Genomic DNA, 13,492 nt, shown 5'->3' on the forward strand with positions numbered 1-13,492 from the left:
GGGGTAGTGACGGCGGCATGTACACAAGGAAAGCGTACGCAACACGGGAAGCCCCAAGGCGAGGTCAGCGACGACCAACCGAACGCCCGCGAGGGACAGGTCGGGCGCCATGGGGTGGCGGAGAGGTTCGTATTACCGCTGAGACCGGGTAACTCCGGTGGAGGGAAGGGACCTCAGTTCAAGACAGACGCAACAAGTGGTGAGGGATTTGGAGATTGGGCAACCTATCAACTCCGAAAATTGTTCAGAAACTGCAGAAGGCGTTGCACGCGAAAGCGAAGGCAGAAGCCGGCTATCGCTTCTACGCGCTGTACGACAAGATCAGCCGTGATGACATTTTGGCACACGCCTCGCGCAGTGTCGCTCAAACAAGGGCGCACCGGGGGTAGACGGTCAGGACTTCACGGACATTGAGACGTATGGCGTCGAGCGGTGGCTTGGCGAACTGGCGCTTGCGCTCCGGGAGGAGAGCTACCAACCGGATCCTATCAGAAGAGTGTTTATCCCGAAGGCCAACGGCAAACTCAGGCCATTGGGCATCTCGACCGTGCGGGATCGGGTCTGCATGACGGCAGCGATGCTGGTGCTGGAACCGATCTTCGAAGCCGACCTTCCACCAGAGCAGTATGCCTACCGTCCCGGGCGCAATGCCCAACAGGCGGTGGTCGAGGTGGAGGCGCAGCTGTTCCGCGGCCATCCGGAAGTCGTTGACGCTGACCTCGCGGACTACTTCGGGAGCATCCCGCATGCCGAACTTCTAAAGTCGGTAGCGCGCCGGATTGTTGATCGGCGCGTGCTGCATCTGATCAAGATGTGGCTGGAATGCCCCGTAGAAGAAACCGATGATCGAGGAAGGAAGACACGCACGACCGAAGCCCGGGACAACCGGCGCGGCATTCCGCAGGGTTCACCCATCTCACCATTGCTGGCGAATCTCTACATGCGCCGGTTTGTGTTGGGATGGAAGATGCTCGGGCTGGAGCAAAGCCTCGGCTCTCGCATCGTGACCTATGCCGACGACCTCGTGATCTTGTGCCGGAGAGGCAAAGCCGAAGAAGCCTTGCAGCAACTACGCAAGATCATGGGCAAGCTGAAGCTCACGGTCAACGAGGAGAAGACACGAATCTGCAAGGCTCCGGAAGAGGAGTTCGACTTCCTGGGATACTCGTTCGGACGGATGTATTCGGCGAGAACCGGCCAGGCGCGCCTGGGTTATCGGCCATCGAAGAAGAGCATCAAGCGCATGGTTGAGAAAATCCACGCACTGACGGACCGAACGGGGACATGGCAAGAAACCACAAAGCTGGTGGGTGAGGTGAACCGCACGCTGCGCGGATGGGCGAATTACTTCAAGGTAGGCACCGTCAGCAAGGCGTATCGGGCACTCGACAGCTATACAGCGATGCGGTTGCGCCGGTGGTTGCAGTTCAAGCACAAAACCAGGCGTCGAAAGGGCGGGACCTATCCACTCTCGCATCTTTACGGGCACTTTGGGCTCGTACGTCTGAGCAGGCTTGGACACGACGTGCCGTGGGTGAAGGCGTGAGGTCTTGCCCGAGAGCCGGATGCGGTAGCGCCGCACGTCCGGTTGGATGAGCGAGGTGTGAAAACGGGGCCATGGTCGAACCAGTAAGGCACCGCCGAACGAAAGGGGCGGAAACAGATATGTTCGAACCTAAAGCTACCGCGTCACACTTCGACTCTACCCTTTTCGGACCTGACGAGCCAAGCCAGCAATGTCGGCTTAGCGGGGTAAAGCAGACATAGCGCACCGCCTGCCGAAGTCATTTTCTCCGCCGAGCCAGCCCACGAAAAGCTCCAAGATGTGGAGCGCGCGACAACAATCTGCACCGAATGTGGAGCGCTCAACGGGACGGGCACGCAAATCGCGCCACATTGGCGTAGACTTGCTGCATGAAATATCTCTTCCGGAAAGTTCCCATACAGCAACACGAAACCACCATCAGCCTCGCTGACAAAGCGCGGCGAACAGCTCGCCACCAAGCGCGTCACCGCTCAGGACGCTTTGGGCGAGGCGATCAAGAACCGCCAGCAGGCGCTCCTGTCGGGCGACCTCGACGATCAGCGGGCACTCGACAAAATGCAGGCTGCCGTCGTGGCGGCAACGTCCGACCTGGCAGGCATCGACGACGCGCTCGCCATCCTGACGCACCAGAAGGCAGAAGCCGAGCGCCAACTCGCCACTGAGCGCGAGCGCACCGAGCGTACTGCTGCGGCGGACAAGCTGGGCAAGCAGGTCGCTGCCATCGAAGCGGCGCTGCCGGGTTACCTTGAGCAGTCGCGCGCGCTTGCCGAAGCGCTGTCCAAGATCGGCCACTGGCATTTCGAGAGCGACCAGATGGCGGGCTTCCTGCAGAACACCATCGGCCAGATCGAAATTGCCGCCAACTTCGCGCTTGCGGAGCTGAAGGCGATGCCCAGCGCGATCCGTCAGGGGCAGTAGGCGAATGGGAAGAACCCTACGCCCAACTAAACTTAATCCCGATACGACGGATCAGCGCGATCGAGTTTGCGCAGCAGCGCAGGCCAGGCGAGTTCGCCGTTGCGTGCGGCGCGGCCGGGCTTGGGCGGCATCCGCTCATAGGTGTCTTCGAGGACATTTTTCGGCGGATAGACCAGCTTGGTGTTGCAGGACAGTGCCATCACCTGGGTCTGGCAGGCGCGTTCGAGGCGGAACAGCACGTTGAAGGCGGCCGGTACGGTTTGGCCGACAACCAGCAGACCGTGGTTGCGCAGGATCATCGCCTCGTTGTCGCCGAGGTCGCGGACCAGTCGCTCGCGCTCGTCGACATTGTCGGCGATGCCTTCGAAGTCGTGATAGGCGATGTGCAGGAAGCGCATCGAGGTCTGCGCGATCGGCAGCAGGCCGCATTCCATCGCGGAGACCGCCATGCCGGCCGGCGTGTGGGTGTGTGCGACGCAGTCGATGTCGTGCTTGGCCATGTGGATGGCGCTGTGAATGACGAAGCCGGCGACATTGACGTCATAGTCGGAGGCGTTGAACAGCGTGTTGCCCTGAACGTCGACCTTGATCAGGCTGGAGGCGTCGATCTCTTCGTAAAGCATGCCGTAGGGATTGATCAGGAACTGGTCCGTGGTGCCGGGCACGCGGCAGGAGATGTGGTTGGCGATCATCTCCGTCATGCCGTAGATCGCGGTGAGGCGATAGCAGGCGGCGAGGTCGACGCGGGTCTGCCACTCCTCGGCGCTCACCTGGTCGCGAACCGATTTGACGACTTTGATCGCGGGGGAGCTGACGGGTGGATTCATGGCATTCTCTCCTAAAGGCAGTGCGGGCCGGTGCCGGTTGGTTGGCAGCGAAGATAGCAGAATTCGCATGGCGGCAAGGCGCGCCTCGTCTGCTTATTTGCAGGTCTGGCGGGCAAAATCCGAATGCGCCGTTGGCGTGCGGCGCCTTCGATGTCAGGATATGGGAAAAGAGCCGAGGGCCTACGAATGAGCGATCGCAAGATACGTATCGCCGTCCTGCATTTCTCCCACGAAACCGTCTCGTTCCTGTCGAACGAGACCACGCTCGACGATTTCATATATCCGGGCTCGCCGGCCAAGGGCGAGGCGCTGCTGCGCTTCGATCCCAGGAACTATATGGGTGGCTTCGTGAAGGCGGTGCGGGAGTTTCCTGAAGTCGAGCTGGTCGGCATCGAATCCCCGCTATGGCCGAAGACCGGCACCGGATCGGGCTGGATCACGCAAGAGGCCTATCGGACCTTCACCGGCAAGATGATCGCCGGGCTGAAGGAGGAGGGGCCGTTCGATGGCGTCTATCTGTGCCTGCACGGCGCCATGGCCGTGCGCGACGTTCTGCGTCCCGAGGCTGATCTGGCGCGGCAGGTCCGCGAGATCGTCGGTCGAAGCGCCTTCATCGCCGCGACCTTCGACCTTCATGGCAACGAAGACGAGGCCTTCCTCGAACAGGCGGATATGGCGTTCGCAGTCAAATATTTTCCCCACTACGATGCCTATCTGCAGGGCGAGCGGGCTGCGCGCACGCTGGTGCGGGCGATCCGCGGCGACTACATGCCGGCACACATAACCATCAAGGTCCCCGTAATCTCGCCGACCGTGCTGCAATGGACCGGGGCGCGTCCGTGGATGGACCTCGTGCAGCGGGCGCTGGTGTGGGAAGCCCGCGAGGTGGATGTTTATGCCAACATCTTCTTCGGCTTCCCGTTTGCTGACGTGCCCGATGTCGGCATGACGGTGCAGGTCTTGACCAACGACAATCCAGAGCTCGCCGAGCAGGTTGCGCGCGACCTTGCCGCCACGATCTGGCGGCTGCGCGAGGCCCTGCTGCAATCGACGAAGCTTCACAGCATTGCCGATGGCGTTGCGCTGGCGAAGCAGGCCATTGCTGAGGGCAACACGCCGGCGGTGCTGGCGGATCACAGCGACCGTTCGGGATCGGCGACCTGGCTGTTGCGCGAGATCATCGCACAGGACCTCGCAAACACGCTGATCGCCACCGTTGCGGACGCGACGGCGACCGCGAGCCTGAAGGCGGCCGGGGCCAAGGCCGGCGATGCCTTCGACATGGAGGTCGGCGGAATGGTTGACGAGTCGGCCGGAGAGCCGGTGCGCATCCAGGGCACGATTACAGCTGTGGTCGAGGGCTACGGCCAGTTCTGGGTCTGCGTGCGCTTCGGCCGCAACAATGTGCTGATCCTCTCCACCTATCTTGTGCAAATCATGGACCCGCTCTCGCTGAAGGCGCTGGTGCCTGACATCAGCGCCTTCGACGTGATGGCGATCAAGTCGCGGGTTCACTTCCGGCGCGGGTTTGACGACAACGGCTTTGCCAAGACCATCCTCCTGGTCGAGCCGGAACAGCCCTTCCTCGGCACGACGCGTCTCGACAAGCTGCCTTACGAGAACGTCGACCTGACCAAATTCTATCCGCACGGCAATCCGGCATTCTCGGCGGAACAGTCATGACTGACGGCCGCTACCGCCTGATCGGATCGACCGCATCGCCCTACGCGATCAAGCTGCGCGCCCTGATGCGCTACCGGCGGATTCCCCACGACTGGGTGATCATGACCAAGGCGTTGCGCGCGGCGACTGCGCATCTGAAGCCGATGCTGATCCCGGTGCTGCAATATCCTGATGGCAGCTATCGCGGCGAAACCACGGCGCTCGCCTACGACCTTGAGGCGCGGCACCGGGGACGCTCGGTGATCCCGGACGACAAGGCGGTGGCATTCGTCTGCGATCTGCTGGAAGATCTGGCGGACGAATGGGCGGTGAAGCCGCTGTTCCTCTATCGCTGGTGGGATCCTGAAGACCAGGCCTTCGTCTCGCGCTGGGCCGCCGAGGAATGGTCAACCTCGGAGGCCGAGGCCGGTAGCCCGCAGGAGGCCGAGGAATTCCGGCAGCGGCAGATCTCGCGCATGGTCATTCTCGGCGCCACCGCCGAGAACAGGCCGCTGCTCGAGGAGAGCTACCGCCGTATCCTGGCAGCCTTCGAGCCGCATGTCGGTATGACGAACTATCTGTTCGGCAGCCGGCCGTCGCTGGCGGACTTTGCCTGGTTCGGCCAGCTCAGCGAAATGGCGACCGACCCGACGCCGATGCGGATCATGCGAGAGCGGGCGCCCTTCACCGATCATTGGGTGCGCCGGCTCGATGATGCATCCGGTGTCGAGGGCGCCTGGTCTCTGCGTGAGCAGGCGCTTGGCGGGTTCACCGAGGCGCTGCTGCGGATCGCCGGCGAGCTCTATTTGCCGTTCCTCGCCGCCAATGCGGATGCTTTCGCGAAAGGGCTCGACCGGCTGGAGATCAATGTGTGGGGGCTGCCTTATGCGCTGGCGCCGTTCAAATACCAGGTCAAATGCCTGCAGCAGATCCGCGAGAAATTTGCCGCGCTTGATGGCGACGATCGCTCGGCGTTGAAGCCGGTGCTCGAACGCACCGGGTGCTGGGCCGTTTTGGCGGGGAGGTGATCACTTGGCCGTTCGGAAAGTCTTGGTGGACGCTTTCAATTGCAACCATAGGATGTTAGTATGGGGCGTTACCCCGATGAATGCGATGTTTTCCTTTCCTGAATGTGCTTCGGCGAGACTGCATTTTTTAAACGTAACCGACCTGTGCGGATCCATTTGAGATACTGCCCCGTCCATTTTGCCGCGGGAGATATCGATGAGCGACAGCGATAAACTAAATCGGCGCGATTTCATCGTGACGACGGCGGGCGCCACCAGCGCGCTGGCTGCCGGCACGTCGATTGCTGCGGCAGACCAGGCCGATCCGCTCGATCCAGGCTTCGACCAGCAGGACCCTCTCAAGCACTACTGGACCAGGCCGCTCGGTGAAATCGTTCACGTCGACTACAGTCAGGATGCAAAGGAGCTGGAACGGCCGGAGAGCCAGGAGCGCCACCGCATCTACAGCTATCTCTTGATGAAGCTGATCCTGCGCTTCTGGAACGGCAACAAGAACGGCCCGACCGGCAGCTATCCGCAGCGAGCAAGGCAAATCGATCCGTCCGCACCAAACCGCTATCGCGGCGATCTCAATGAGCGCGACGACCGCAGCCACACCAGCTGGGATCGCTATCTCGGCCACAACATCGCCTGCGTCGCGGTCGACGGCCTCGGCCACATCATCGATTTCGACTTCAACCACAATGCGTTCTTCCGCAGCTCGGCGGAGCATGCGGAAGCGCGGCTGGTGCGGCGGCTGTTCAGCCTGACTGACATCTTCGACGACTGGAAGACCGGGCCGCATGTCGAGGCCAAGCCGCATGCCGCGCTGCTGAGCGAGGTGACGTTGTACACGTCGCTGGAATCCTGTGCGCAGTGCTCCGGCGTGATGTCGCTCGCCGGCGTGAAGCAGATCGTCTACATGCAGAACGACTTCACGGCCTACAAGATCGGTAACATCATGTATAATCTGGCGAACCGCACGCCGATCAAGGACAAGGACGGTAACGTCACCGGGAGCTTCGCCGGAGCTCCGGTGCCGATCCCGGCATCGAAGGTCGGAATCGCGGAGTTCGACCGGCTGAACCAGGGCAATCTGGGTTTCATCAAGACAATGAACGATGGCAACGAGCCGTTCTTTCGTTCGGCCAGCTTCACCGATCGCGATCCGTCGATCACCTCGTTCCTGTGCACCGACGATGCCTATGACATCTTCAAGGCCGGTGCGGCCAATCTCGATAGTCTTCAGCCCCAGTTTGGCGGCTACCGGTTTCCAATCCAGGACCCGCTGCCCGACGATCCGGCCAAGCGGGCGTTGACCAACGACGAATGCCTGTCGGAAGCGCGCAAGTTTTTCGAGTATGTCGACATCGAGGGCTATCGCGGATCGCCCCACAAGCTCTGAGTTTACTTGCGATACCTGCTTCCCAGCGCGACCGCGATCGTCTCCGGCTTCTCGATCCGTTCGATCAGCATGTCGATCCGATCGCCGCCCCAGAACAGCTCGCCGTTGAACACCATGCTCGGCACTCCGAACACGCCGAGCGTCTCGGCTTCCTCGATGATTCGGTCATGCTCCGCGCGGGCCGGCCCGTGCACATAGGCCTCGAAGTTGCCGGCCGAGCCGCCGATGGCGGAGATCACGCCGGAAATCTCCGACAGCTCGTCGATTTCCAGGTCGTGGTTCCAGAACCGCCGGAAGACCGTATCGTGATAGGGCCGAAACAGTCCGTGACGCTGGGCGAACAGCATTCCTGCACTGGAATAGAACGCGTCATAGATCCGGCGCGGGCCCTTCATGACGAGCCCTTGCGCGTTGGCGAAGCGCCGCGCGTCCATGTAGAGGTAGCGCACCTTGCGCCAGAAGTGCGGCGTGCGCTCTTCGACGGTGCCCATGAACTCGGGAATGCGCAAGGTGTAGGGAAGCCATTCAAGATCGACGCCGTATTTGTCCTCGAGCTCGAACAGACGCTTGTTGGCAACGTAGGCGTAGGGGCTCTTGTAGTCGGTGTAAATTCGCACCCGTGGCTTTTCCATCGTCGATCCTCACGTCGGTCCTCACTTGGATCCTCACCTGGCTCGGACAATTGTTTCCGATCCGAAGCGGTGACGCAATGCGACGCGGCGATCGAGAGGGGGGCCAAACGAATGGGCCCCGGTGCATTCAAGCATCGCGGGGCCCTGCAACTTCGTTTTAGCGAAGCATGTCTGGGATATGCCAGTATCATCTCGGGATCGATCAGCGCTTGGCCTTCGCGCTCTCGTCCTGCGGATATGCTTGGATTGTCGGCAGCGCAATGCGGCTAGCAGCTGCTGTTCGCCTCGATTGCGCCGATACCTTGCTGCTGAGCAAGGTCGCTGGCTTGCGCCGGTGGCGTCATGCTCCTCTCCAAGGGTGGGCCGACGGACATCCGTCCGCTTCTGCTGCGTGCCGGCCGACTATAGAATCAGCCGTCAATTCCTGCGACGCGGGGAGCAAGCGCTCCGGCACCCCAACAGGTGCAGTGTCGAAATGCTGCGGCAGATATCGCCGCCTGTCAAGTTAAGGAGAGGCCGATTCAGGTCAGCGTCCCTGTCACGCTCTGGTCTGGCGGTACTGATTGAAATCCGGATCGTGAGTCATGTTCCAGTAGTCGACGAACCGCCACGGCATTGCCGAGAACACCCGGCCGCGGCTGTTGCGGTAGTAGGTCGTCATGCCCGGATGCGTCCAGATCAGCTGCTCATGCTCGGCATCGATCTCGCGGATATATTGATCATGCGCGTCGTGATGCACGTCGATCGCTGCAATGTTGTTCTCGATCATCTCGACCAGACAGGCCGAGATGTAGCGGCTCTGGCATTCCGACTGGAAGATCACGCTGCCGCCATGTGCAGGCCCCGAGTTCGGCCCGAGCATCAGGAACAGGTTGGGGAAGTCCGGCACGGTGAGACCGAGATAGGCCGTCGGGTTGTCCTTGCCCCAGGCTTGCCTGAGGTTCTTGCCGTCACGTCCGGTGATGTTGAGACGTGCCGCCATCTCGGAGACCTTGAAGCCGGTCGAGATCACGATGATGTCGTGCGGGCGCAGCCTGCCATCCGTGGTGACAATCCCTTCCGGCGTGAAATGGTCGATGGCGTCGGTGACCAACTCGACATTCGGCCTGGTCAGCGTCCTGAACCAGCTGTTGTCGAGCAGGATGCGCTTGCCATAGGGCGGATAGGTCGGCACGCATTTCTCGATCAGGTCCGGCCGATCCTTCAATTCGGAGAGGATGAAATCGGTCAACTCCTGGCGGTGGCGGTCGTTGCCCTTGTTGACGGCTCGCTCGGGATGTGGCCAGGCCGGATCCTTGCGCAGGAACGGCAACAGCCCGTCGCCGTAACGCCAGAACATGTTGAAGCGGTACCACTGCACATAGAATGGCAGATGGGCGAGCAGCCATTGCGCGCCCTCGGTGATCGGATCGGAATAGCCCTTCACCGGCCGCGCCCACTGCGCGGTGCGCTGGTAGACGGTGACCGAGGCGACGCGACCGGCGATCGAGGGCACCAGCTGCATTGCGGTCGCGCCGGTGCCGATCACGGCCACATGTTTGCCGTCGAGCTTGATGTCGTCGGACCACATCGCCGAATGGACCTTCAAGCCGCCGAAATCCTCATCTCCCTCGAAGTGGGCCGGCGAGGGGTCATTGAGCTGGCCGATGGCGCTGACCAGCGCGGTCGATTCGAACGTCGCTTCGCCATCCTTCGTCTTGAGCGTGGAAATCCAGCGCCGCTTGCTCTCATCCCAGCGGGCGGCGACGAGTTCGGTGTTGAGGCGGACATGCTTGCGGATGTCGTGTTCGCGCACGACCTTGAGCAGATAGTCCAACAGCTCCTGACGCTGCGCGAAATAACGCGTCCACGGATTGCGTGCGCCAAAGGAGAAGGAATAAGAGTGGTTCGGCGTATCGACGCCGCAGCCGGGATAGCGGTTGACATGCCAGGTGCCGCCGATCTCGTCCTGCTTCTCGACGATCGTGTAGGGGATGCCGAGCCGCCCAAGCGTAACGCCAAGCGCGATTGCGCAAACACCGGCGCCAACGATCAGGACATGCTGCTGTGCCAGCTTCTCATCGGAGGGGCGCGTCTGCCAGCGGGCGTCGCGGGGAACAAAGCCCATCTCCTCGCGCATCAGCGGCGCATATTCCGGCGTGACGTTCTCGCCGAGGGTTGCGCGCATCATCCGCAGCATCATTTCGTTGCCGGGATCGGTGATGACGGGCGTCGGCTCGCCATGCGCGAACAGGTTCAGCACCGCGGCGCGGATCCCGTCCTGGATCTCCTTTGGCACGCCGGCTTCAGGATCGGGGATCAGGCGGATGTCGCGTTTCGGCTTGTAGGGAGGCTCCAGCCATTTCTCGTCGCCGGTCATGTGCACCAGCACCATCAGCAGCACGCGGATATCGCCCTCGGCGATGGCGGAGGACAGATCGAGGGTCTTGCGCGGGAGCTCGATGTTCATGGTGTTACCTCAACTCGCTGGTGCTTCCGGCAGGCCGCCATAGGCGGCCCAGGTCGTGCCGACGATGTAGCCGGCGTCGACCGGCAAATTGATGCCGGTCACGCCGCTGCTCTTGGGCGAGAGCAACCAGGCGATCGCCTGCGCCACTTCCATGGGTTCGACCAACCGGTTCATCGCGGTCGGTCGCGCCAGCAGGTCCTTGTTCAGGGCGCCCGATGCGATGCCGGCTTCGAGCGCTGCGGTACGGGTGAAACCCGGCGACACCGCATTGACGCGGACGCCGGCACGGCCCCATTCGGCGGCGAGCGTCTGCGTGATCTGGATGACGCCGGCTTTGGCCGCGGTATAGGCGTGGATCGGACCCGACGTCATGCCGGCCACCGAGGCGACGTTGACGATCGCGCCGTGGCGGCGCTTCGCCATTCCAATGCCGACGCTGCGGGCGACCAGAAAGGTGCCGCGCAGATCGATATTGACCTCGCGGTCCCATTGCTCCATCCGCACCCGTTCGATCGAATGCATCTTGCCGAACACGCCGGCCGCATTGACGAGGCCCGTGATCGGGCCGTGCGCTGCCTCGATATCGGCAACACCGACGATGACAGCGCTCTCGCTCGCGACGTCGAATGTATCAGGCCAAAGGATCGCATTGGTGCCGACCAGCGGTTCGGGCGCAATGTCGACGATGACGACGCGATGCCCCTGATCAGCGAGCAAGGTCGCGGTCGCCGCACCGATGCCGCGGCTGCCGCCGGTGACGAGGATGGTGCCGTCAGCGCTCATGATTTTCTTTCTTTATCGCCAGTGGTGAACAGGCCGTGCGTGACCAGCTTCCGATAGGCCGAGACGACGTAGTCGGGTACTGCCGTGACGCCGTGTTCGGAATAGGAATAGCGGCGGCTGAGATAGCCGCGCGCGCCCATCAACACCTGAACGATGGCCTCGAATTCCTGGTCGCTGAAAGCGTTGGTGGCTCCCGCAGTCCGCGCGCGCTGGAGGATCCGGACATAGGCGCTCGAGATGTTATCGAAATGCTTCTGGTAGCCGACCGGCGCAAAGAACTCGGCCTCGTTGAGGATGCGCAGGAACTCCGGTACCTCACGGATGAAGTCGAAGAAGGCGCTGAAACGTTCGATCTCCTCCCGCGCCGCGCTGGCCGTTCCGGTGCGATCGCGGATAAACCGGACCATGTCGAGCCCGATCTTTGGCAACAGCTGGTCGAGCAGTTCCTGGCGGTTCTCGAAGTGATTGTAGAACGTGCCCTGCGCGACGCCCGCCGCTTCCGTGATGCGGGCGACGGAAGCTTCGGCGTAGCCGTATTTGCCGACGATCTTGGTCGCGGCGTCAAAGATCTTCTGCTTGGTCCAGGCGTTGCGCTCGACCCGGTTGAGCTTGGCCACCTTGGCGGATATCGCTTGCGTCATGCAGTGGCCTCGAGTTCGGCGCGGAGAACACGTTTGAGCACCTTGCCGGATGGATTGCGCGGCAGGCTGTCGCGGATGATCAATTGCTTCGGGATCTTGAAGCCGGCGAGGCGGATGCGGCAATGATCGGTGAGGGTGGAGAGGTCGAGCGTCGCATCGTCGGCCAACACGACGACCGCAACGGGCTTTTCGCCCCAGCGGTCGTCAGGCAGGCCGATCACGGCGACCTCGCGTACGCCGGGCATGTCGTAAATGACGCGCTCGACCTCGGAGGAGGCGATGTTCTCGCCGCCCGAGATGATCATGTCCTTCTTGCGGTCGGTCAGATACAGGAAGCCATCATCATCGAGATAGCCGATATCGCCGGTGCGGAACCAGTCGCCGAAGAAAGCGGATGCCGTCTTCTCCGGATCCTTCCAGTAGCCCTGCGTCACCTTCGGACCACGGAGACATATCTCGCCGTTCTGGCCGGCGGGCAGGCGCTTGCCGACATCATCGCGTATCTCGATCTCGACATGGGCAATGGCGCGGCCGGTCGAGCCGATCTTCTCGATCTCGCAGCCCGGCTCCATGAAGGTGTCGCCGCCGCAGCTTTCGGTGAGGCCGTAGGCATCAATGTAGCGCGCGTTCCTGAAGAGGTCCGAGAAGGCGCGGATCCGGGCCTCCGGCGTCTTCTCGCCGCCACCGATCGCCCATTTCAGGTTGGAGACGTCGTAGCGCGCGCTGTTCGGGCAGGTGAGGAGGGCCGTGGTCATGACAGGCGCAAACCAGGCGGCGTTCAGCTTGTCCCGTTCGATCGCGGCGAGCGCGGGCTCGGGCTCGAAGGTCCGATGAATGCACAGCATGCCACCGTGCCAGAGCACGGCGATACCCGGCAGGTCGAGCGCGCCGACGTGATAGAGCGGACCGACGACGAGCAGTCGTGTGTCGGCATTCAATCCGAGCACCAACGTTTGGTCGGCCGACTTCCAGTAGATGTTCTCGTAGGTGAGCATTACGCCTTTGGGACGATCGGTCGTGCCAGACGTGTACATCAGCCGCATCAGATCGTGGGGCTGACGCACATGCATCGGCGCCGGTGCGATATCGGGCGCTAGGTTCGTGACGCTGGATTGCGCGACCTCGTCGAGCAGTACGACGGTCGCATCACCGGCTGCGATCGCCGCAAATTCCTCGTCGGCGATCAGAAGGAGAGCGTCGGAATTGCCGACGATGTAAGCGACCTCATCGGCGGACAGACGATAATTGATCGGCAGGAATACCGCGCCGATATGGCTCGTCGCGAACACCAGTTCGAGAAAGGCCGTGCTGTTCTTCATCAGGACGGCGACGACATCGTCAGGGCCGATGCCGCGTGCGGTAAGCCAGCCGCCGACCCGCCTGATCCGCTGATCGAAGTCAGCGTAGGAGATATCTTCGCCGCGATATTTCAGCGCACAGCGGTCCGGAGTCCGCCTGGCATGAAACGCGATGAAGCTGGAAAGATTGATCATTTACCGCTCAAGGGCCGGTTTCCGGCGCCGTTTCTCCCTAGATGAATGATGACTCGTAATTCATATTTGGCTTGACGTCACCCCCCTTGCTCTGAAAACATCGTGGATACGGAGACGGGACGATCTCCA

Annotated in this window: 12 protein-coding genes; 6 read left to right on the plus strand and 6 right to left on the minus strand. The window is 62.0% G+C overall.

Going from position 1 to position 13,492, the window contains the following annotated elements; genetic code table 11:
* Window positions 1-215: 215 nt before the first annotated feature.
* From UP10_RS46210 to UP10_RS39370, 3 genes are all read left to right on the plus strand, one after another.
* Window positions 216-389, plus strand: a complete 174-nt coding sequence (locus UP10_RS46210) for a hypothetical protein (RefSeq protein ID WP_245322182.1) — start codon at window positions 216-218, stop codon at window positions 387-389.
* Window positions 390-409: 20 nt separating this feature from the next.
* Complete coding sequence (gene ltrA, locus UP10_RS39365) at window positions 410-1,546, plus strand: group II intron reverse transcriptase/maturase (RefSeq protein WP_245322189.1); 1,137 nt, start codon at window positions 410-412, stop codon at window positions 1,544-1,546.
* A gap of 480 nt (window positions 1,547-2,026) precedes the next feature.
* Window positions 2,027-2,464, plus strand: a complete 438-nt coding sequence (locus UP10_RS39370) for a hypothetical protein (RefSeq protein ID WP_044592540.1) — start codon at window positions 2,027-2,029, stop codon at window positions 2,462-2,464.
* 32 nt (window positions 2,465-2,496) lie between these two features.
* On the opposite strand, the gene UP10_RS39375 is transcribed toward UP10_RS39370, so the two are convergent.
* The gene (locus UP10_RS39375) at window positions 2,497-3,291 is read right to left on the minus strand and encodes a class II aldolase/adducin family protein (RefSeq protein WP_044592541.1); all 795 of its coding nucleotides are present in this window, start codon (window positions 3,289-3,291) and stop codon (window positions 2,497-2,499) included.
* A 186-nt stretch (window positions 3,292-3,477) separates the two neighbouring features.
* On the opposite strand from UP10_RS39375, the gene UP10_RS39380 reads away from it, so the two are divergent.
* The 3 genes from UP10_RS39380 (at window position 3,478) to UP10_RS39390 (ending at window position 7,365) form a co-directional block, all read left to right on the plus strand.
* Window positions 3,478-4,974 (plus strand): M81 family metallopeptidase, encoded by a 1,497-nt coding sequence (locus UP10_RS39380; protein WP_044592542.1) that lies wholly within the window; start codon window positions 3,478-3,480, stop codon window positions 4,972-4,974.
* On the plus strand, window positions 4,971-5,981 hold the full coding sequence (locus UP10_RS39385; RefSeq protein WP_044592543.1) for a glutathione S-transferase N-terminal domain-containing protein: 1,011 nt from the start codon (window positions 4,971-4,973) through the stop codon (window positions 5,979-5,981). The genes UP10_RS39380 and UP10_RS39385 overlap by 4 nt, the downstream gene beginning before the upstream one ends.
* Window positions 5,982-6,177: 196 nt before the next feature.
* Window positions 6,178-7,365, plus strand: coding sequence for a cytidine/deoxycytidylate deaminase family protein (locus tag UP10_RS39390; RefSeq protein ID WP_044592544.1), 1,188 nt, complete (start codon window positions 6,178-6,180; stop codon window positions 7,363-7,365).
* Between the two features lie 2 nt (window positions 7,366-7,367).
* On the opposite strand, the gene UP10_RS39395 is transcribed toward UP10_RS39390, so the two are convergent.
* From UP10_RS39395 to UP10_RS39415, 5 genes are all read right to left on the minus strand, one after another.
* Window positions 7,368-7,997: a 2-hydroxychromene-2-carboxylate isomerase gene (locus UP10_RS39395; RefSeq protein ID WP_044592545.1), complete on the minus strand. Its 630-nt coding sequence runs from the start codon at window positions 7,995-7,997 to the stop codon at window positions 7,368-7,370.
* Between the two features lie 538 nt (window positions 7,998-8,535).
* Window positions 8,536-10,446, minus strand: coding sequence for a flavin-containing monooxygenase (locus UP10_RS39400; protein WP_044592546.1), 1,911 nt, complete (start codon window positions 10,444-10,446; stop codon window positions 8,536-8,538).
* A gap of 9 nt (window positions 10,447-10,455) precedes the next feature.
* Window positions 10,456-11,229, minus strand: coding sequence for an SDR family NAD(P)-dependent oxidoreductase (locus UP10_RS39405; protein ID WP_044592547.1), 774 nt, complete (start codon window positions 11,227-11,229; stop codon window positions 10,456-10,458).
* The gene (locus UP10_RS39410; RefSeq protein WP_044592548.1) at window positions 11,226-11,870 is read right to left on the minus strand and encodes a TetR/AcrR family transcriptional regulator; all 645 of its coding nucleotides are present in this window, start codon (window positions 11,868-11,870) and stop codon (window positions 11,226-11,228) included. The genes UP10_RS39405 and UP10_RS39410 overlap by 4 nt, the downstream gene beginning before the upstream one ends.
* On the minus strand, window positions 11,867-13,363 hold the full coding sequence (locus UP10_RS39415) for an AMP-binding protein (protein WP_044592549.1): 1,497 nt from the start codon (window positions 13,361-13,363) through the stop codon (window positions 11,867-11,869). The genes UP10_RS39410 and UP10_RS39415 overlap by 4 nt, the downstream gene beginning before the upstream one ends.
* Window positions 13,364-13,492 lie beyond the last annotated feature (129 nt).

The organism is Bradyrhizobium sp. LTSPM299 (genome assembly GCF_000938235.1).
Lineage (GTDB): Bacteria > Pseudomonadota > Alphaproteobacteria > Rhizobiales > Xanthobacteraceae > Bradyrhizobium.